The 20,691-nt window shown below is 72.5% G+C and carries 15 protein-coding genes; 9 read left to right on the top strand and 6 right to left on the bottom strand.

All coding sequences use genetic code 11. The features are described from left to right. Positions 1-35: 35 nt before the first annotated feature. The 4 genes from ACWDVW_RS15995 to ACWDVW_RS15980 all read left to right on the top strand — a co-directional run bounded on the left by ACWDVW_RS15995 (position 36) and on the right by ACWDVW_RS15980 (position 7,232). Positions 36-2,258 carry a hypothetical protein gene (locus tag ACWDVW_RS15995; protein WP_449949048.1) on the top strand — a complete coding sequence of 741 codons (2,223 nt, stop codon included), beginning with the start codon at positions 36-38 and terminating at the stop codon, positions 2,256-2,258. Further along, complete coding sequence (locus tag ACWDVW_RS15990) at positions 2,255-5,647, top strand: right-handed parallel beta-helix repeat-containing protein (protein ID WP_449949047.1); 3,393 nt, start codon at positions 2,255-2,257, stop codon at positions 5,645-5,647. Before ACWDVW_RS15995 ends, ACWDVW_RS15990 begins: the two co-directional genes overlap by 4 nt. A 227-nt stretch (positions 5,648-5,874) precedes the next feature. Next, positions 5,875-6,363: a sigma-70 family RNA polymerase sigma factor gene (locus tag ACWDVW_RS15985; protein WP_449949045.1), complete on the top strand. Its 489-nt coding sequence runs from the start codon at positions 5,875-5,877 to the stop codon at positions 6,361-6,363. A gap of 44 nt (positions 6,364-6,407) precedes the next feature. Beyond that, positions 6,408-7,232 (top strand): zf-HC2 domain-containing protein, encoded by an 825-nt coding sequence (locus tag ACWDVW_RS15980; RefSeq protein ID WP_449949043.1) that lies wholly within the window; start codon positions 6,408-6,410, stop codon positions 7,230-7,232. Positions 7,233-7,235: 3 nt separating this feature from the next. Here the strand turns inward: ACWDVW_RS15980 and ACWDVW_RS15975 are convergent, their stop codons facing one another. Beyond that, the gene (locus ACWDVW_RS15975; RefSeq protein ID WP_449949040.1) at positions 7,236-8,915 is read right to left on the bottom strand and encodes a ricin-type beta-trefoil lectin domain protein; all 1,680 of its coding nucleotides are present in this window, start codon (positions 8,913-8,915) and stop codon (positions 7,236-7,238) included. A gap of 236 nt (positions 8,916-9,151) precedes the next feature. Between ACWDVW_RS15975 and ACWDVW_RS15970 the strand changes: the two genes are divergently transcribed. Continuing rightward, positions 9,152-9,853, top strand: coding sequence for a CPBP family intramembrane glutamic endopeptidase (locus tag ACWDVW_RS15970; protein ID WP_449949038.1), 702 nt, complete (start codon positions 9,152-9,154; stop codon positions 9,851-9,853). 249 nt (positions 9,854-10,102) lie between these two features. Here the strand turns inward: ACWDVW_RS15970 and ACWDVW_RS15965 are convergent, their stop codons facing one another. Continuing rightward, positions 10,103-11,059, bottom strand: a complete 957-nt coding sequence (locus ACWDVW_RS15965; RefSeq protein ID WP_449949036.1) for a hypothetical protein — start codon at positions 11,057-11,059, stop codon at positions 10,103-10,105. A gap of 144 nt (positions 11,060-11,203) precedes the next feature. On the opposite strand from ACWDVW_RS15965, the gene ACWDVW_RS15960 reads away from it, so the two are divergent. Beyond that, complete coding sequence (locus tag ACWDVW_RS15960) at positions 11,204-14,323, top strand: BTAD domain-containing putative transcriptional regulator (protein WP_449949034.1); 3,120 nt, start codon at positions 11,204-11,206, stop codon at positions 14,321-14,323. A 57-nt stretch (positions 14,324-14,380) separates the two neighbouring features. Here the strand turns inward: ACWDVW_RS15960 and ACWDVW_RS15955 are convergent, their stop codons facing one another. Next, entirely contained in the window at positions 14,381-15,304 is a 924-nt protein-coding gene (locus tag ACWDVW_RS15955) for an AraC family transcriptional regulator (protein WP_449949031.1), read from the bottom strand. A gap of 92 nt (positions 15,305-15,396) precedes the next feature. On the opposite strand from ACWDVW_RS15955, the gene ACWDVW_RS15950 reads away from it, so the two are divergent. After that, a complete protein-coding gene (locus ACWDVW_RS15950; RefSeq protein WP_449949028.1) occupies positions 15,397-16,320 on the top strand; it encodes an NADP-dependent oxidoreductase in 924 nt (307 codons plus the stop codon). Between the two features lie 9 nt (positions 16,321-16,329). On the opposite strand, the gene ACWDVW_RS15945 is transcribed toward ACWDVW_RS15950, so the two are convergent. Continuing rightward, on the bottom strand, positions 16,330-17,055 hold the full coding sequence (locus ACWDVW_RS15945) for an SDR family oxidoreductase (protein WP_449949026.1): 726 nt from the start codon (positions 17,053-17,055) through the stop codon (positions 16,330-16,332). Positions 17,056-17,178: 123 nt separating this feature from the next. Between ACWDVW_RS15945 and ACWDVW_RS15940 the strand changes: the two genes are divergently transcribed. After that, entirely contained in the window at positions 17,179-17,643 is a 465-nt protein-coding gene (locus ACWDVW_RS15940) for a MerR family transcriptional regulator (protein WP_449949023.1), read from the top strand. Between the two features lie 221 nt (positions 17,644-17,864). Continuing rightward, complete coding sequence (locus ACWDVW_RS15935) at positions 17,865-19,079, top strand: S8 family peptidase (protein ID WP_449949021.1); 1,215 nt, start codon at positions 17,865-17,867, stop codon at positions 19,077-19,079. 137 nt (positions 19,080-19,216) lie between these two features. On the opposite strand, the gene ACWDVW_RS15930 is transcribed toward ACWDVW_RS15935, so the two are convergent. Both ACWDVW_RS15930 and ACWDVW_RS15925 read right to left on the bottom strand, forming a co-directional pair. Then, positions 19,217-20,431: a DUF2786 domain-containing protein gene (locus tag ACWDVW_RS15930; protein WP_449949018.1), complete on the bottom strand. Its 1,215-nt coding sequence runs from the start codon at positions 20,429-20,431 to the stop codon at positions 19,217-19,219. Between the two features lie 152 nt (positions 20,432-20,583). Beyond that, positions 20,584-20,691, bottom strand: a 108-nt coding sequence (locus ACWDVW_RS15925; RefSeq protein ID WP_449949272.1) for a ricin-type beta-trefoil lectin domain protein, incomplete at its 5' end; no start/stop codon positions are given.

Below are 20,691 nucleotides of genomic sequence, written 5' to 3'. Positions count from 1 at the left end.
GGGACGCCCACCACCGGCGGAAGGGAGAACCGCGGATGGCCGCGACGACGGTGGCGGAGACAGGGGTGCTGACCGAACCGGTCGGCGACGCGCTGCTGCTGCGCACCGCCGCCGAGGACCCGGATCCCGTGGTACGCCTGGTCGGGTCGCTGCCCGCCGAGACCGACCGGGTCACGGTGGTCAGTACGCCACAGGTCACCGCTCTACCGCAGTTCTTCGTGGTGCTGTCCCGGGTGCTCGGGGCGGAGTTGGGCGGCAGCGCCGATGGGATCCGGTTGCTGCCGCTCGGCGAGTACGCCGACCGTTCCGTCGTCGACCGGGCCGCACGTGGGCTGGCGGAGCGGATCGGCCAGGCGGTGACGATCCCACGAGACCCGCTGCCCGGGGACCAGACCGGGTGGACCGGCCCGTACGAATGGCGGGTCTACCCACCCGGCCGCCCGGCCGGAACGGGCCAGGACTGGCCCGCCCCGGCACCGCCCACCCGCGCCGTGCCGCCGGGCGTACGCACCGCCACCGGCTGGTCGTTGCTGGACACCGGCTCACCCGTAACCGGTTCGCCCGCCACCGGCAGCGCTGCGGCCGGATTCGTGGTGGAGATCGAGGTCGGCGCGACCGGGTTCCGGAATGCCGGTCGACCGGTGCCACCGGCGACCCTGGCCACCCTGCTCACGACCGTCCGGGACGACGACCCCCGTCCGGTCGTGCTGGTCGTCACCGGCACGACACCGACCGGGTCGGCCGCCGCCGGACTGATCTTCGGCGGGCTGGCCACCGCCCTGGGTGAACCGATCCTCGTCTGCACCGGCACGGTCATCGCGGCCGACGACGGAACGCTGACGACCACGACGACGTTCCACCGCTGGCCGCCCCGCAACGGTCCCACCACACCACGTCCACAGGAGATCGGTGCCACGCTCTCCGTCGACCCGGATCCGGACGGTCCTGCGGCGAGCGACGAACCGATGCCGGTGGCCCTCGACCCTGCCTCGATCATCGAACTGCGCGACGGCGACCGGTGGCGGGTGCCGACGGCGGTCGACCCCGCCCGATGGTCCGCACCCGTTCCCGCCGGCCGCGCCGTACCCCCGGATCGCCTGCCGCCCGCCCTTGGCGAGGGACGGCCCTCCGCACCGGCATCGGACCCGACGATCATCACCGAGCCGCACCGCGTCGACCCGTCCGATCAGACGGAAGCCGACTCCGCCCGACTCGCCACCGACATCCCGGTCACGGTCCCCGTGAGCCCGAGCCCGACCGGCCCAGCCGGCCAGGCACCCGTCCACGGCCCGCCGCCGGGCCCGCCGGTGGTGACGTCCGACGGACCGACCGGTGGCACGCCGCCCGTGGTACCAGGGGAGTCCGGGTCGCCCACGCCGCCGCCCGGGCCCACCGGCCCGGACGACACACACCCCGAGGCGCCGCCCGGACCGGCCCCGTCCCGCGCCGTCGCTCGCCGGCTCGACGACAGGTGGGGCCCGGACGACCGGACCCGACTCCGACAGGTGCTCGACGGCCGCTACGACGGGTACGCCCGAATGGTGACCCGGGTGCTGGCCGAGGAGCCGGGACTCCGGGCCGCCGGCGCCGCCGCCGACGTGGTCGCCGCCCTGGTGGCACTCTGCGCCTACGGCGGATCCGAGCGCGACCGGATCAACGACGCCCTGCGCGGCGGCCCGGACGGCGTCCCGGAGCTGTTGCTGCTCGCCCGTGGGGCCCGGCACGGACTGCGCCGGCTGCCCACCGTCCTGGGACCGGTGCACGCTCACGGGGAGGTCCCGAGCCCGATTCTCGACGGCTACCAGCCCGGCGACGAACTGGTGGAGCCCGCCTTCGTCGACGTGGACCTGGTCCGGCGGCCGACCTCGGCGGCGACCGTGGAGTTCGCGATCTGGTCGGCCACCGCCCGCCGCGTCGACCGGTTCGGATCGGGGGCCCTCTTCCCGCCCGGCAGCCGCTTCGTCGTCCTCGCGGTCGACCCGGCCGACACCCCCGGCCGGCCGTCCCGGGTACTGCTCGGCGACCTGGCCGGCGCCGGGCCGCAACCAGCCCGCACGGTCGGCCGGATGCGCGACCGACTACGCCAGGCGCAGGAACAGCACGTCCCGCCACCGTCCGACGCCATCGACCCCCACGGGACCAGCCGGCTGCTGCGGTTCGCCCCCGGCCTGCACGACGACGGCCGGCGTCTCGTCCCCGAGCCATCCGAGGCCACCGGCCCGGCATCCGACCCCGAACGTGGAGGTACCCGACCGTGAGCCAGGGTGTGCTGTCGGTCTCCCAGACCGATCCGGACTGCCTGCCGACCATCTCCGACGCACTCGCCCTGGCCCGTCCGGGCGTCACCGTCGTCGTGCAGCCCGGCATCTACCAGGAACGGTTACGGCTCACCGGTGACGTGACCCTGGTCGCCGAGGACGGCCGGGGGTCGGTCACCGTACACGGAGTGGGCGGCCCGGCGGTCTTCCACTCCGGTGGCACCGTGGCGCTGCGCGGGCTGGTCCTCACCGGCGGCGACGAGGCGTTCCCGGCGGTCCAGGTCGCCGCCGGCACCCTGTGCATGACCCAGTGCGAGGTGCACGCCGACGCGGTGGTCGGCGTGCACGCCGCCGCCGGCCGCCTCGAACTGAGCGACTGCCTGGTCAGCAACCCGGGCGGTGCCGGCTTCCTGATCGACGGCGGTGCTGCCGGTACGGTCACCGACACCACCGTGCGCAACGTGGCGGCGGCGGCCGTCGTGATCGCAGGTGGTGCCGATCCGGTGTTCCGCCGCTGCACGGTCACCGACGTGCGGGGCGCCGGGGTGCTGTCCACCCGCGCCGGTCGGGGCCTGGTCGACGGCTGCGACATCAGCGCGGTCGACGGCCCGGCCGTCGCGGTCGAGCACGACGGGACGGTACGCGTCGCACGCAGCGTCGTGCACGACAGCCCCGGCTCCGGGCTGATCACCACCGGCGGCCGACCGGTACTCGACGACTGCGAGTTCCGCGACCTCGGCGGCCACGGCATCGTCGTCTCCGGGGACGCCGATCCGACCGCCCGTCGGTGCACCGTCACCGGCACCACCGGCCACGGCGTGATCGTGCTGGGCACCACCACCGGCACCCTTGTCGACTGCCAGATCAGCGCGACCGGGGCCGCCGCGTTCGCCGTCACCGGGCAGGCCACGCCCCGGGTCGAGGGCGGCCGGATCGGCGGCGGCACCGGGATCGCGGTGCTGCTCGACGGTGCGGTCGGCGGCACGTTCACCGGAGTGACCGTCGACGGTGGCCGGACCGGCTTCCTGGTGCGCGCCGGTGCGGACCCGGTGCTGACCGACGCCACCGTCCGCGACTGCTCCGGCTACGGCATCGAGTCCGTCGACGGCGGGCGTGGCACCGTGCAGGGCGGCACGGTCACCGGCGGTACGGCCGCGGTCCGGGTGGCCGCCGACAGCACGCTGACCCTGACCGACTGCCGGATCCGTGGCGGCGGCGTCGGGCTGCTCGTCGCCGACGACGGATCGGTCACCGCCACCTCCTGCGACGTCGCGCAGACCGGGGGACCGGGTGCCGACGTCGGTGCCGGCGCACGGCTGCGTCTCGTGCAGACCCGGGTGCACGGCTGCACCGGCCACGGCATACGGTTCGCCATCCGGTCCGGGGGACGACTCGACCGGTGCGAGGTCTTCGACAACACCGGCGACGGCGTGGTGCTGGAGACCCTGGAGCCGGTGCCGATGGACGGCACGACCGTCCGTGGCAACACCGGCCAGCAGGTCCGCCGGACCGTACCCGCGACGGGCTCCGTACCTGCGACGGGATCCGTACCGGCGGACGGTGGCCGGTCGGACGACGCCCCGGCACCGGCGGCCCGCCCGGCACCGGCACCGATCGGCACCCCGACACCGATCGGCACCCCGACACCGACCGGCACCCCGACACCGACCGGCACCCCGACACCGCCCGTCGCAGCGGACGGACCGGACCGGCCGGGCGACGACCCGGCCACCCCGCTGTTGGCGGAACTCGACGCCCTGGTCGGACTCGCCGCAGTCAAACGCGAGGTGGCGACGATGGTCGGACTGCACCGGGTGGCGCGACGGCGCAGCGCCGCCGGCCTGCCGATGCCGCCGATGTCCCGGCACATGGTCTTCGCCGGCGCCCCCGGAACCGGCAAGACCACAGTGGCCCGCCTCTACGGCGAGATCCTGGCCGCCCTCCAGGTGCTGCCCGGCGGACAACTGGTCGAGGTGTCCCGCGCCGACCTGGTCGCCGAGCACGTCGGCGGCACGGCGGTGAAGACCACGCAACGGTTCACCGAAGCGATCGGCGGCGTGCTGTTCCTCGACGAGGCGTACACGCTGGCGCCGGTCGACGGCGGCGGCGGTCACGACTTCGGACGGGAGGCGATCGACACCCTGGTCAAGCTCATGGAGGACCACCGCGACGAGGTGGTGGTGATCGTCGCCGGATACTCCCCGCAGATGCGGGCCTTCCTCGACTCGAACCCGGGGCTGGCGTCCCGCTTCTCCCGCACGGTCGAGTTCGACAGCTACACCGACGACGAGCTGGTCACCATCGTCGAGCGACTGTGCAGCACCCACCACTACTCGCTGGAGTACGACACCCGCCTGGCGCTGGCCGGATGGTTCCGGGCGATGCCGCGCGGCGAGTCGTTCGGCAACGCCCGGGTCGCCCGCAAGGTGTTCGAGGACATGATCGGCCGGCAGGCCTACCGGCTCTCGGAGGCCGGTGCCTCCTCCGGAGTGGAACTGGCGCAACTGCTGCCCCAGGACCTCGGTGTCGCGCCCGAAGCCGAAGGCAGCCCGGGTACGCCCCGACTCTCCGAACTGGACCTGCTGCTCGGCGAACTCGGCAACATGATCGGACTTGCCGGGGTGAAGCGTGAGGTGGCCGAGCTGATCGACCTGCTGGCCAACATCCGCCAACGGGTCCGGGCCGGACTGCCCGCCCCGTCGGTCTCGCGGCACCTGGTCTTCTCCGGCCCGCCCGGCACCGGCAAGACCACCGTCGCCCGCCTCTACGGCCGGCTGCTCCACGCGCTCGGCGTGCTGACGGCCGGGCAACTGGTCGAGGTCGACCGCGCCGACCTGGTCGGTGAGTACGTCGGCCACACCGCGCACCGGACCAAAGAGGCGTTCGAACGGGCTCGCGGCGGCGTCCTGTTCATCGACGAGGCGTACACCCTCGCGCCGCTGGACGCCCGCAACGACTTCGGACGGGAGGCGATCGACACCCTGGTCAAGCTCATGGAGGACCACCGTGACGAGGTGGTGGTGATCGCCGCCGGCTACGAGACGGAGATGGCCGCCTTCCTGGCCGCCAACGCCGGCCTGCAGTCCCGGTTCACCCGCCGGATCCACTTCGACGGCTACTCGCCGGACGAACTCGTCGCGATCTTCGAGGGACTGGCCCGGGCCAGCGGGTACGAATGCCCGGGCGACACGTTGACGGCCCTACGCAGCCACTTCGAGCAGGTGGAGACCGGCCGTACGTTCGGCAACGGCCGGTACGCCCGGCAACTGCTCGACGAGGTGGTCACCCGGCAGGCGCGCCGGCTCCGCTCGGTCACCGCCCCCAGCGTCGACGACCTGCGGACTCTGCGGGTCGACGACGTCCGGGCCCGAACGACTGTCCACATGTGACATCGGCGACCATGCGCGGGTCGGTACCGGATCGTGAAGTGACGCCCGTATGCTTTCGCCCGCACCGTCGGTACACGAAGCCAGGCAGGGCCGAGAAGTGGGCCCCGCCCCGGCACCGACGGTGGCCGGACAGGAAAGGCGGGTCGGTGGCGACGGTGTCGAGCGGGGCCGGTGCAGACGCCTCAGCCACACCGGACGAGACACCGACACCCGGTGCCGAATCCCGGATGAGCCTGATCTACGAGACCCACTCCGAACCGCTGTTCCGCTTCCTGCTCAGGCTCTCGCTCGGGGCCCGACACATCGCCGAGGACCTGTTGCAGGAGACGATGGTCCGGGCCTGGCGCAACATCGACCATCTGTCGTCGGACCCGGAGACCCAGCGTCGCTGGCTGTTCACCGTGGCCCGGCGGATCGCGATCGACGCGGCGCGGGCCCGACAGGCCCGCCCGACCGAGGTCGGTGCCGTCGACGTCTCCCGGATGCCGACCACGACCGACCACGTCGAGGAGATCGTCGCCGTGCACACCGTCCACGACGCCCTGCCGAGGCTCAAGCCGGAGCAGCGTACGGTGTTGATCGACCTGTACTTCCACGGACGGTCCACCGCCGAGATCGCCGCCCGGCTCGACATCCCCGAGGGTACGGTCAAGTCCCGCGCCCACTACGGGCTGCGGGCACTGCGCGCCATCGTCGGGCCGACGGACGGGGTATGACATGTGCCATCCGCCGCAGCACAGCATGGACCCGGACCCGCGTGATGACTGACGTTGACAGCGACCACGCAGCAGCGCGGCAGACCTGCGCCCTCTACCTGGCCGGCGCGTTGGACCCGGCGGCCGAGGCCGCTTTCGAGGTGCACCTCGCCGGCTGCGGGGAGTGCCTCGACGAGTGCGACCGGGTGGGGCCTCTCGCGCTGGCCTTGGCGCAGTTCGACGACGAGCCGTCCGACCTCGACCCGCACGCCGAGCCCGGCTCCGTGGCCGCGCCCGCGCACACCACCCACGCGGCCGGATCCGCCGTGGCACCGACAGCCGGGTCCGGCGAGGTCGAGGACCAGCCCGGCACCCGACCGACCTCCGCCGGCACGCCGAGGCGGACGGCTCCGACCGGACCTCAGGGCGTCCGACCGGGAGCCCCCCGGCGTCGGTTCTCCCGCCGGCTACGGCTTGCTGCCGGCGCACTGGCCGCGACCGTCGTCCTCGTCGGGGGCCTGGCCGTCGGGCTGCCTCGGCTCACCGGCGAGCCGACGGTGGTCACACCGGTCGGCGTCGCGACCGCCGAAGGCGTGGGAGGCGGCTCGGCGCGCCTGTCGGTCTCCATCGCCGAGACCGAGGGCCGGTCGACGATCGTCGCCAGCGTCGTCGGGCTGGAGAGCGGCATCCGCTACCGACTCTTCGGGGTCACCCGCGACGGACAGACCCACGAGGTGGTCGAGTGGGACGGCCGGCCCGGCGCGCAGGAGGTCAGCGGCGAACTCGACGCCACCCTCGCCGAGCTGACCTTTTTCACCGTCGCCCGGACGGACGGCGGCCCGGTCGTCTCGGCCCGCCTGGACCCCGTCACCCCCACGCCGACCGGCTGAGCCTCAGCCCCGACGCCACTTCTGATTGGCCGTACCCGAGCAGGTCCACAACTGCAGGCGGGTGCCCCAGTCCCGGATGTCGACGCACTTGTCGGTGTGCGGGTTGACGATGTCGCCCGCACTGGTCAGCCGGAACTGTTGAGCCCAGCCACCGTTGCAGTCGGCGAGCTGAATGGCCGTACCGTCGGTCGTTCCCGCCCAGGCCAGATCCATGCACTTGCCGAGCGCCATCATCGTGCCCTTGCTGAACGACCACTTCTGGCCGACGTTCCCGGAGACACAGCGCGCCATCTGCAACTGGGCACCATCCACCGACCTGGCCCCGGGCACCTCGATGCACCGGTCCTCCCAGCCGATCATGGGTCGTCCGGGGTAGCTGGGTGGTGCGGTCGTCGCCGGAGGTGGCGTCGTGCGCGCCGGCGTCGCCCGGCCCGGAGTCGGCAGAGCCGGAGTCGGTGGTGCCGGCGGAGCCGGTGGGGGAGCGTCGGCGAGTGGCGGTGCCGACGGGCTACCCGACCTCGGGCCGGTGGTCGGCGCGGCCGGGGGCGCACCGAGCCGTGAGTCCCGCGCATAGTGCTCGGCGTACGCCAGCACCATGCCGGTGAAATCGCGCAGCCCGGCCGCGTCCGGTACCCCACCGGCCTGCTGCACCACGGTCGTGCCCCACTGGTAGGCGGCCAGGGCGATCGGATACGGGTCGGTCCCGAGTCCGGCCAGCTCACCGGAGAGGCTGCACATCGCCCGCCCCAGGGTCGGAATCGCCACGGTCGGATCCCACGGTGAGGCCGACGGTGCGGCGTACCGGGCCCAGATGGCCGGCAGGAACTGCGCGATGCCCTGCCCGCCGTTGGGGCCGAGCAGGTTGGGGTTGAATCCGGACGACGCCATCAGCTGTGCCGCCACCCGGGCCGGGGTCACCGTCGCGCACACCTTCCCGGCGGTGAGCACCAGGTCGAGGTAGGCACCGGGGACCGGCCGGGGCGCGGTGCCCGGCGTCGGCGCGGCTTCGACCGGACGCGGTGGCGGAGTCGGCTCGACGGTCACGGCCAGGTCCGACCGGCTGGCATAACCCTCGGCGTAGGCGGCGACCGTCGCGACGTAGTCCTCGGCGGACGTCGGTACCCCGCCAGCCGCACGAACCGCGTCGGCGCCGGAGTGGTACGCCGCCAACGCCAACCGCCACGGGTCACCGCTGACACCGGCGTGTCGCACCTGGCCGACCAGGTCACACATGTGCCGGGCGAGCGCCAGGATGTTCGCGGCGGCGTCCAGCCGGGGCGCCTGCGGCCACGGTGCCCACTGCTGCCACGTCGCCTCGGTGAGGGCGGCCACACCAGCACCGCCGGCGGCGGAGCGCTGGTTGACCTCGAAACCCGACGCCGCCATCACCTGGCCGGCGAGCCGCGCCGGGGTCAGCGCGGGACATGACAGTGCCGCCGCGACGATCGCCGTCGCCTGGTCGGCCGGTACGTCCTTGCCGACCAGAACGGCCGGTTCGGCGGTCGCGGTGCCGATGCTGGACGCCACGGCGGAGACCCCGAGCATGGCGAGCACTCCGGTGATCGCGACCGCCCGACGCAGCCGTACGTCGAGCCGGCGGTAGCGGGCAACGAAGCGCCTGGCCAGGGACGCGGCGAGGTCGCCGATCCGACGGATGGCGTCGGCGCCAGACGTCACCTGCACAGCGACCCTCCTCGTCATGGAATCCGCTGCCTACTACGCCCGCGAATGGGCCGAAGTTCACGACCGATCGCCCTGAATCGAAGCCTACTGTCCACCATGGCCGCCGGACGGCCCCGCCCGCAGTCCGCTGGTGGACAGCGCGCTGGGCAAGGTCCGAATCGTTCGGTTTGGGATAGGACAACAAGGGCAACTATCTGCCTCGGCCCGATTCGGAGTACACAGTGGAGGTTCTCGCGATGGCCGTTGACGTGTCGGTGCAGACGAAGAGGCCCGGATGGCCGGAGATCCTCGTCGGGCTGGCCGTGATGGCGCTGGTCGGCTACGGCCTCCCCATCACCCTCGACCGGACCGGAGCGGCCGACGGGCTCAGCCCGGTCACGTCCGGCCTCATTCTGGCCGCCCTCTCGGGTGTCGCCGGTCTCATCGCCTTCGCGGCCGCCGCGCGCATCCGCTCCACGAACTGGAGCGACCTCGGTGTCCGTCCGACGACCGGCCGCTGGCTCCTGCTCGGGGTAGCGGGTGGCCTGGTCGCCCTGGTCGTCTCCCGGATCGTCGCCGCCGCGGTCTACTACCTCACCGGTCCGTCCGAGAATGTCCAGCAGCCGTATCTCGACGCGGCCGGCGACGGGATCCTCACGCTGATCCTGTCGTTGCTGTTTCTGGCGGTCCTGACGCCCATCGGCGAGGAGTTCCTGTTCCGCGGGATCGTCACCACGGCACTGCTGCGCTACGGCGCGGTCGTCGGCGTCGTCGGCAGTTCATTGATCTTCGCGCTGATGCACGGCCTGAACCTCGTCTTCGTGACCGCACTGGTCGTCGGCCTGGTCGCCGCCGAAGTGTTCCGCCGCAGCGGCTCCATCTGGCCCGCCGTCGCGGTACACGTCACCAACAACCTGCTCGGGCAGGTGCTGGCCCTGCTCCTGGCGAGTGCGGCCTGACCGGACCGTGCCACGCGCCGACACACCGGGACGCTCGAAGCGGTGGCACCGGTTCGGTGCCACCGCAGACGTCGGAGAGGGGCCAGGGTACGTGACGGGCGCTCGGCGCCTATTGCGATCAGGATGACTTCCTAGGACGGCCTGGGCGGTGTGGTCGCGATCGGATCCGCTCCCACCGTGCGGTGACCGCGTCGGGCCGTCGGGCGACAACGGTGGTTGTCGCCCGACGGTCGGCGGAGCGGTACGGGATCAGGCCGCGAGGGTCTGTAGTTCGGCGAGTCCTCCGCAGGTGGTCCCGCCGAGGTTCTTGAACGAGATCGTGATCTGGCGTTCGGACGTTCCGTTGGTGTTGATGCGCTGGCGGTAGATCATGCGGGTGACCTCGAACTGGCAGGTGATGGGGTAGCTGCCCTGAGGTGACGCGCCGACCAGGTAGGCCGAGGTGACGGGGTTCGCGTTGGTCCAGGTCGTGGACCACGTGGCGCCGGACGCCATGGATGCGATGTTGAAGCTGTACGAGACGGCGGTGGAGCCGAGTCGGATATCGGTCTGGCAGGCGATGGTGCCCACGTTCTTGACCTCCACCCAGAACTGACGGAGCGCACCCGCCGCACCCGGCTGCACGAACCAGGTGCGGGTCACCCGGAACTGGCAGGCCGCCGAGCTGGTGGCGCCACTCGGGTTGAGCCCCACCACCCAGTTGGTGTGCCAGGGGATGTTCCACAGGTAGGTCTGGGTGCCGCCCGGGCTGACACCGCCGGTGGAGGCGTAGGCCGAGCTGCTCACCGCGGCGAGCTGCACCGTCGCGCCACAGGCGATCGAGCCGACGTTCTTGAGCGTGAACTGGAACTGCCGTTGCCCGCCCCACAGTTGGACGTACTGGCTGCTGATCGTCTCGAACTGGCACATCGTCGAGGTGGTGGCGCCGGCTGGGTTGTAGCCGACCACGTAGGCGGCGTCGGCGGGGGCGTTGTTCCAGGTCCACCCCTGCGTGCCGCCGACTGCGACCGTACCGGTGAACCAGGTCGCGGCGATGCCGATGCCACCCTTCGCGGCGGTGCCGAGCCCGTCCGAGGCTGTCGCGGCGGCCCGGGCGTCCCGCAACGCGGGCTGCGACGCCGGGTCGGCCTGCGCCATGCCGGCTGCTGCGACGAGCAGGCCGAGCACGGTTGCGGCGACCACGGCGGCGCGGATTCTTCCTCCCATTGAAGCTCCTTCGCGATATCGGTCCGGGTCGTTCGCCCGGCCATCTCTGAGGCTGCGCGGGCCGCCTTGCCATCGGCTAGCCGTCCGATAGCCGCCCAGGTGGCGACGAATAGAATGCGATAGATGCGCTGAGGTGGGGGACGCATGAGATGGCGCCTGCTCGGTCCGGTCGAGGCCGTGGTGCGCGGGGAGCCGGTGCCGTTGGGGCGGCCCCAGCAGCGCGCCGTGCTGGCCTATCTGCTGCTCAACGCGAACGTGCTGGTGTCGGCCGAACAGGTGGCCGAAGCGCTGTGGGGCGGGGCGCCGCCCGCACGGGCACGCGCGCAGGTCCAGGTCTGCGTCTCCCGATTACGGCACCTGACCCGCACCGCCGACCTACCCGAAATGATCTTCTCGGGATCCGGCGGGTACCGTCTCGACCTCCACGACGCCGACCTGGACACGACGGTCTTCTCCGGTCTCGTCGCGGATGCTCGCCGCCACACCGACGCGGGCGAGCACGAACCGGCGGCCACCCTGCTGCGACAGGCGCTGGCGTTGTGGCGCGGTCCGGCGCTCGCGGGCGCGTCCGCCGCGTTCGTGCCGGGGGCCGCCGCCAGCCTGCACGACAAGCAGCTGGCCGCCTCCGAGGACCTGTTCGACGCCGAGTTCGCACTCGGCCGGCACGCCGAGGCGGTGGCGCCGCTGCGCAGGTTGACGGCCGCGAACCCCTGGCACGAGGGCCTCGTCGTGCGATTGATGACGGCGCTGGCCGGATCGGGCCATCAGGCCGAGGCGCTACGGGTGTTCGAGCGGATCCGTCGCCGACTCGCCGACGAGTTGGGCGTCGAGCCCGGAGCGCGGCTCGCGGAGACCCACAGACAGGTGCTGCGGCAGCAGTTCCCGCCGAGCCGGCCCGCGCCCGCCGTCGCCGACACCGGCCCGAGCCCGCGCCCGGCCCAACTGCCCGCCGGCCTGTCGACCTTCACCGGTCGCGTGGACGCGCTCGCCGAGCTGGACGCGATGCTGGAGCGGGCGCGCGCGAGCGGCGCCCTGGCGGTCGTCGCGATCATCGGCACCGCCGGGGTCGGCAAGACGGCCCTGGCGATCCGGTGGGCACACCGGGTCCGGTCACAGTTCGACGGCGGCCAGCTCTTCCTCGACCTGGGCGGACACTCACCCGGGGCACCGTTGGCACCGTTGGACGCCTTGTCACGCTGCCTTCGCGCGCTCGGTGTGCCGCCCACCCAGGTTCCGGACGACGTCGACGAGGCGGCGAATCTCTACCGCAGCGTGGTCGCCGACAAGCAGATGCTGTTCCTGCTCGACAACGCCCGGGACACGGCGCACGTCCAGCCGCTGCTGCCCGGCGGCGCCGGCTGCCTGGTGATCGTGACCAGCCGGAGTCACCTCGGTGGGCTGGCCACCCGCCACGACGCACAGCGGTTGTCGTTGGACGTGCTCGCACCCTCGGAGGCCACCGAGCTGCTGGCCCGCGTCATCGGCGAGGACCGCGTCAGCGGGCAGGAGGCCACGCTCGCCGAACTGGCTCGGGACTGCGCCCATCTGCCGCTGGCACTGCGCATCGCCGCGGCGGACCTGCAAACCCGTCGGCACGAGACGATCAGCGACTACCTGGCCCGGCTGCGCGCCGGCGATCCGCTGACCATGCTGACCGTCCGCGAGGACGAGCAGATCGCGGTCCGATCGGCGTTCGCTGCCTCCTACCGGACCCTGCCACCGCGACTCCGGCGACTCTTCCGGCTGTTCGGCCTGGTGCCCGGCGCCGACGTGACCGCGGAGTCGGCCGCCGTGATGCTGGGATGTGGAGCCGCGGAGGCGGCCGAACTGCTCTCCCGCCTGGCCGACGCCCATCTGGTGCAGGAACGGACGGCGGGCCGCTTCGGCACCCACGACCTGCTCGGCCGGTACGTCGCCGAGCTCGCGAGCCTCGACGACAACCGGCGGACCCTGGACGACCTGCTCTCCTGGTACCTGTTCAGCGTGTACGCCGCAGCCGACCGGTTGTATCCGCAGGTGCTGCGCGTACCCGTGCAGTCAGCTGTCCCCGCGCGTGGGCACCTGCGGTTCACCAGCCACGTCGACGCTCTCGCCTGGCTCGACGCGGAACGGCACAACCTCGTCGCCGCGACCCGACACGCGACGCGTCAGGAACTGCACACGCTGGCCTGGTCACTGGCGGACGCGTTACGCGGATACCTGTGGCTGGGGATGCACACCGCCCAATGGTCCGAGGTCGCCCGCCTCGGTCTCTCCGCTGCCCGGGCCGCGCGCCACGACCAGGCCGAGGCGGCAGCCCGACTGAGCCTGGCGGCCCTGTACTGGCGACTGGAACGGTTCTCCGAGGCGATCGACGAGTACCGCCTGGCGCTGCGGTCGGCGCACCGGTCGGGATGGCGCGAAGGGCAGGCGGCGGCGCTGGGCAACCTGGGCCCGGTCTACCGGATGACCGGCCAGCCACACGAAGCCCTGCGGGTCGTGCGACAGGCGTTGGAGCTGAACGAGAGCAGCGGCCGCACGGCCGGCGTCGCCGTCAACCACAACAACCTCGGACTGGTCTGCGCCGACCTCGGACGCCTCACCGAAGCCGCCGATCACCACCAGGCTGCGCTCACCCTGGCGCAACGGAACAAGGCGGTGGGCAGCCGCGCGCTGATCCTGAGCAACCTGGGCTCGGTCTATCACCTCCTCGGCCGCTCCGACGATGCGGTGCGGACGTTGACGACCGCGCTTGAGCTGCACGAGCAGACGGGCAGCCGAGGCCGCGCCACCACCCTGTGCGCACTGGCCCGGGTGCACCACGCACGTGGCGACGATGCCCGCGCCACCTCGCTCGCCCGTCAGGCACTCGACATGGCGCGCGAGCCGGCCGAGCCCCGACTCGAAGCGGTCGCACTTCACATCCTGGGCGTCGTGGATCGGAGCGTCGGCATCCTGCTGGACGCGTTGACGTACGCACGCGCGTCCGCGGACCGCTACATCGAGGCCGACATCATCGTCAGCCTCGCCGACCTCGACGAGCCCGCCGCACTCGCCTGGTGCCACGCAGCGCTGTCCATCGCGCGGCAGTGCGGGTACCGGCTGCTCGAAGGCCGGGCACTCGCCGCCCGGGCCGCCGCCGAGCACCGGGGCGGCGACTCGGCCACCGCCTGGCACAGCGCCCAACTCGCCGCCCGGTCGCACGCCGACACCGGCCACCAGCCGGGCACCGACCGGATCAACAACTTCCTCGTCCTGCTCTCGTCGGTTCCCTCACCCGGGTAACGGCCGCTGCCCCGGCAACGGCCGTCGTACCGGGAAGCGCTCGTTCCAGATCCGCTGTCACCGTCCGGCTCGGCGGTACCTGCCGGGGGCAGTCCCGTACCGGCGTTTGAACGCGGTGGCGAACGCGAACTCGGACGTGTAGCCGACGCGTACCGCGATGCCGCTCAGCGTCGTATCGGTTTCGTGGAGAAGCCGGGCGGCCGTGGTCATCCGCCACCAGGTCAGATAGGTCAGCGGCGGCTTTCCGAGCAGCGTGGTGAAGCGGCGCGCGAACGGCGCACGGGACAGCCCCGCCTCGGCGGCGAGTGTCGCGACGGTCCACGGCCGCGCGAGGTCGCTGTGGATGGCCCGCAGTGCGGCGGCGGTGGCCGGATCGTTGAGTGCCGCTGCCCAGCCCGTGGTCACGGTCCCGGGTGCCGGCTTGTGGTCGAGCCAGGACCGCAGGATGTGCAGCAGCAGGGTGTCGAGCAACGCCGGGATGACGGCGTCGGTACCGAGGCGAGGCCGTTCCAGCTCGCCGGCGAGCAGGTCCACGGTGGCGCGGAGTTCTGGGTGTCGCCCGAGGTGCGCGGGCAGATGGATGAGCTCGGGCAGGTCGTCGAGCAGCGGATGCGTATGGACCGGATCGAGTTGGTACGCGCCGCACAGGGTGACCGTGGCAGCGGCGTCGCCGACGTCCGAGACGTACCGCGCCAGGGCTGGGTCGTTCGGGTCGCAGGCGGGCGCGGTGGGTGCGGTCGTCGGGCTGTCGGCCAGCGTGTGGCCACGACCGTGCGGCCGGAACACGATGTCCCCGGCGGCAAGCGGCACCGGGCCGGTGTCCGGGGCGATGAGCCAGCACGGCCCCTGCAGGACTATCTGGAAACCGGCGGAGCCGGGTACGGGTGCGAACTGCTGCGCCCACGGGGCGTGCCACGCGATTCGCGCGGAGCGCGGCCGGCCGGCTCGCAGGACCGTGATCACGTCACTGAGTACGTCCATCGTGGGCAGGTTATCGCCACCGAAGACGATCGAGTATGAACAGGGGACTCAGGAGCATGGATCGTCTTCGGATGCCGCCATAGGTTCGAGTGGTGAGAGCCCTGCGAATCCACCAGTACGGTGATGCCTCGGTCATCCGCGAGGAAGACGTGCCGCGCCCGACGCCGGGGCGGGGTGAGGTACTGATCAAGGTCGCCGCGACCTCGTTCAATCCGTCCGACGTCGGCCTGCGCCGTGGACTGCTGCGGGCCGTCCTTCCGCTGGATCTGCCGTACACCCTCGGCGGGGACGTCGCCGGCACGATCGTCGAACTCGGCGGCGGCGTGCACACCCCCGCCGTGGGCGATCGGGTGATCGGACGGGTCGACACGGGCGGCGCCGCGGCCGAGTACGTCACCGCCGCCGCCGACACCGTCGTGGCGGCGCCCACCTCCGTTCCCCTTCCGCACGCCGCCGCCATCCCGATCGCCGGTGTCACGGCCTGGCAGGCGGTGTTCGAGCACGCGGGCATCACCGCGGGGCAGCGGGTGCTGGTCAACGGGGCGGGCGGTGGCGTCGGCGGGTTCGCGGTCCAACTCGCCAAGTACGCCGGTGCCCACGTCATCGCCACGGCCAGCCCGCGCAGTGCCGACGTGGTCCGCCATCTCGGCGCCGACGAGATCGTCGACTACACGACCACGCCCCTCGGCGAGGCGCTCGCCACCCCGGTCGACGTGATTCTCAACGTCGTCGTGGTCAGTGCCCGGCACGCCGCGGCACTGATGTCGCTGGTGCGCCCAGAAGGCGTCGTCGTGTCCGCCGCCGGTGCGCTGACGGCACCCGCCGGGTCGGCGACGGCGGCGTTACGCTTCGTGGCCCGCAACGACACCCGCCACCTCGCCGCCCTCGTCGCCCTCGTGGACGCCGGTGCCGTCCGTCTCGACATCGCCGCGTCGCGTCCTCTCACCGACCTGGCCTCGGTGCACCGCGACGCCGAGTCCGGACGCGTCCGGGGCAAGACGATCCTGGTGCCGTGAGGTCGGCGCTCAGCGGGCGCCCAGCATCTCGGTGATCCGGGTGTAGAACGGGGCCGGGTCGCCGGCGAGCGAGGCCTTCACCATCGCGGTCCAGTCGTCGACGATCACCTCGATCGACCCGGCGGCCAGCCCGTCGAGCGCTCGACGCGGGACGTCGCGGGGGTCGATCTTGGGTCCGTCGTAGTCGGCGGTGATGTCCGTGTCGGCGGCGCCGAGGAGCACGCCCTGGACCAGGGTGCCCTGGGCGGCGAGTTCGAGGCGTACGCCGTTCGTCATGTTCCACTCGGCGGCCTTGGCGGCGGCGTACGAGCCGGTGCCCGGGCCGGCGAACCACGACAGCGCCGAGAGCACGTTCACGATCGCGCCACCGCCGTTGGCGGCGAGTACGGGGGCGAACTCGCGGATCACGTCGAGCGTGCCCCAGAAGTGCGTGTCCATCTCGCGGCGGACCTCGGTCAGCTCGCCGGTGACGAGCGGGGCGCCGGTCGCGATGCCGGCGTTGTTGACCAGCAGCGTGACGTCACGCGCGGTCGCCGCCGCCGCGACGACGGACTCGTGGTCGAGCAGGTCGAGTCGCAGCGGCACCACGCGACTGTCGTCGAAGTCGAGGATCTCGGGGCGACGGGCCGTCGCGTACACCTTGCTCGCCCCGCGATCGAGCAGCTCGAGCACGAACTGGCGGCCGATACCGCGGTTGGATCCGGTGACGAGGGCGATCTGGTCGGCGATGTTCATGGCTCCGTGCTCCCTGCCTGGGTCGATTCGGGGTGGGACCGTGTCCGGCCCGACGTCGACTACGGTAAAAGCTGACGTTGACGTCAAGGGCAAGTCGGATTGTGGAGCCGATGGAGGACGTGGATGCGGATCGGTGACGTCGCGCGGCGCTCAGGCGTGAGTACGCGAGCGCTGCGGTACTACGAGGAGCAGGGTCTGCTCACCTCGGAGCGGTCTCCCAGGGGCCAGCGCACCTATCCCGAGTCAGCCGTCGAACGGGTGCGGTTGATCCAACAGTTCTTCGCCGCCGGTGTGCCCAGCCGAACCATCCTGCAGCTGATGCCCTACGTCGACGCCGGACACGGTTCCCGCGAGGCGTTCGCGCTGCTGACCGCCGAGCGCGACCGGATCACCGCCGCCATGGCCGATCTCGCCGCCGCCCGCGACGCCCTCGACCGCATGATCGACATTGCGAACCATCCGACCGCCGAACACTGCCCTGCGCTGCGTGAGCCGCCCTGGACGCCGTACGCGCCCGTCGACGCCGCCGCGTCGGTCACTTCTGACCGTGGGGCGTCAGGCCGTCCGATGACCGCCTCCGCCCGCTGAGCGGCAGGCATGTCGCGGCCCACGTGTTTTCGTTACCGCTGGAGCAACCCGGCAACAGAAGCCTAAAGCAACCGCAACCATCGATGGCTCATCCTTGCCTAGCCTGGGTGTCGCACCGAACCCGGTGCACCACAAGGTTTCCCGCGCCCCATCGTCCACTATGGATTCAGGCGCGGCATGTGCCGGCCGCTGCCACGGCCGGCCCAGGAAGGAGCAGCCACGTGAGGCTCACCCACCTCGTCACCCGCCGCCGGCTCGGCACTCTGGGCGCCGCCACGCTCGCGGGCGCACTACTCGCCACGGCCGGGCTCAACCCGGCGGCGGCCGCACCGGTCACCGGCACCGTTCTCGGCGCCGACCTGCCGACCGCCGTCCCGGGCAGCTACATCGTCGTACTCAGGGACGGGCAGCAGCTCACCCGAGCCAGCGCCGAGCGTGTCACCGCCCGGCACGGCGGTGGCCAGGTCGACCGGCTCTACGGACGGACGGTGAACGGCTACTCCGCCACCCTCACCGAGCGGGCCGCCCGCCGCCTGGCGGCCGACCCGGCCGTCGCCTACGTCGAGCAGGACCAGCGGGTACAGGCGCTGGCCACCCAGCCGAACCCGCCGTCCTGGGGTCTCGACCGGATCGACCAACGGTACCTTCCGCTGAACCAGTCGTTCACCTACGGTCCGAGCAACGGGGTCCGGATCTACGTGGTCGACACCGGAGTCCGGATCACCCACCAGGACTTCGGTGGCCGGGCGGTGCACGGCTACGACGCAGTCGACAACGACTACAACACCGACGACGGTAACGGGCACGGCACCTTCGTCGCCTCGGTCGCCGCCGGGAGCGCCTACGGAGTGGCCAAGAACGCCACCGTCGTCGGGGTCCGGGTGCTCAACAACAGCGGCTCCGGCACCACGGCCGGGGTCATCGCCGGTGTCGACTGGGTCACCGCGAACGCGACCCGGCCGGCGGTGGCCAACCTGAGCCTCGGCGGCGGCGCCAGCACCACCCTCGACGCCGCGGTCCGGCGATCCATCAACGCGGGAATCACCTACGCCATCGCCGCGGGCAACTCCGGCGTACCGGCCACCGGCACCTCACCAGCCCGGGTCACCGAGGCGCTGACCGTCGGCGCCACCGACCGCACCGACACCCGTCCCGCCTGGTCCAACTACGGCACCGCGCTGGACCTGTTCGCCCCGGGTGTCTCGATCACCGCCGCCTGGCGGACCAGCAACACCGCCACGTACACCGGCAGCGGCACCTCGTTCGCTGCCCCGCACGTGGCCGGCGCCGCCGCGATCTATCTGCGGAACAACCCGTCGGCGTCGCCGGCGACCGTGAACGCGGCGATCGTCGCCGCCGCGACCCCGAACGTCGTCATCAACCCCGGAGCCGGCTCACCCAACCGCCTGCTCTACATCGGCACCTTCGGGAGCTGACAGCGGGGCGACCGTCCGCACCGTGACCCGGTGCGGACGGTCGTCCGGTCGCCGGAACCGCCCGCCGCCGACCTGGGTGTGCGGGCCAGGGCGCTCCTGCCGCACCAACTGGTGCGCAGTGGGACGGGCGGAACCTGTCACCGCCTGGTGTCGGTCGGCAGGGAGGCGCGGTCAGCGGCCTGCCGGCCGGACTCCCAGCCGTCGCGGCTGTCCACCCGGATGGCCCGGGACCGGACCGTGTCGGGGAAGACCCGTCGCATGGTCTCGCGGATCTGCTCGTCCCGCGCGGCGAGCACCGGCAGCAGGTCGGCCGCGTCGCTCGCACCGTTCCCGTCCCGCCGATCGGTGGCCTGCGCCAACGCGACCTGCGCCGCGGCGGTCAGCCGTTCGTCGATCCGGTCGGCGAAGGCCACCAGGAAGGACTGACGGTACGCCTTCAGCCTGCCTCGCCCGGCCTTACCGCCCGGCGGTTCGGTCCGGGCCATCGCCTGGTGCGCCTGCACCAGCAGCGAGGTGTAGAGCAGGTCCACCGCGTCGATGTCGGTGTCGAAGCCGAAGACGGTGCTGAACCCCAGCTCCGGTGACCAGACCGTGTGGCAGCGGTTCGCCTTGGCGACGGCGGCCAGCAGGGACGCCTTCTCCCCGTCGTGCGGGTGGTCCACACCGATCCGGCGCGCGTACGGCACCACCCGAGTCGTGCCACCGTTACGCGCTGCCAACAGCGCCTCGTCCAGACTGTGCCGGGTGACCAGTTCCTGCGCCTTGGCGGTGTACGCCTGCGCCTCGGCCGGAAACGTCGTCGACTCCGCCTTGGCGAGCAGGGCGCGTACCCGATCCAGCAGCCGGGCGTCGGTCCGCGACGACCCCGACCCGCCCACCGGCGCGGCGGCGGAACCGGGCGGCGGGACGAGCACCTCGATCGGCGGGAGCGCGGCCAGGATGGCGAGCAGGCCCAACACCAGGTCGAGTACGGCCACCCGGTCGAGCCGCCAGCGGGCCACGAGCGCGTCGACGTACGTGGCGTCGTCCGCCCACCAGACCTGCGCCCCGAGGGCGTCCGCCTGCGCCAGCCACCGCCCGTCGACCGTGGCGCGGGGAAACTGTCGCAGGTACTCGGCGACCGCGTCGGTCACCAGCTCGGCCTGGCGCGGCAGGCCCCGTCGCGCGACCACCCGGTGCAGCTCGGTCGGCTGCCACCCGCCCCGCCACAGCCGCGCGAACGCCTCGTCCCGCGCCGCCACCAGCGCCGGGTCGACGTCGACCGACGGTGTGACGGTCAGCGCGTCCAGCCCCGCCTCGTAGTCGACCGCCCCGGCGAGAACCGCCCTGATCCGTTCCCGCACCGATGTCACCAGCCCAAGCCTACGGAGCCCGGGTCGTTGATGTGCAGCGGTGGGCGGGCCCGACCTGACGTCGAGCCCGCCCGGTTCATCAGTCACACCTCGCAGGTGTCAGACCTTGCCGCGCAGTCGGTGGATCTGCGTACCGGCCAGGTCGGTCACGATCATCTGGCTGCGAGCCGGAACTGCTGGTTGGTTTGTCCGTGGCAGTCGTAGAGCTGGATCTGGGCGCCGTTGGTGGTGTTCCAGGCGTCGAGGCAGCGGCCGGATTG

This window comes from Micromonospora sp. NPDC003241, assembly GCF_053589795.1.
Note: the sequence above shows the minus strand (reverse complement) of the source record. Positions and strands in the feature narration are given on the sequence as shown.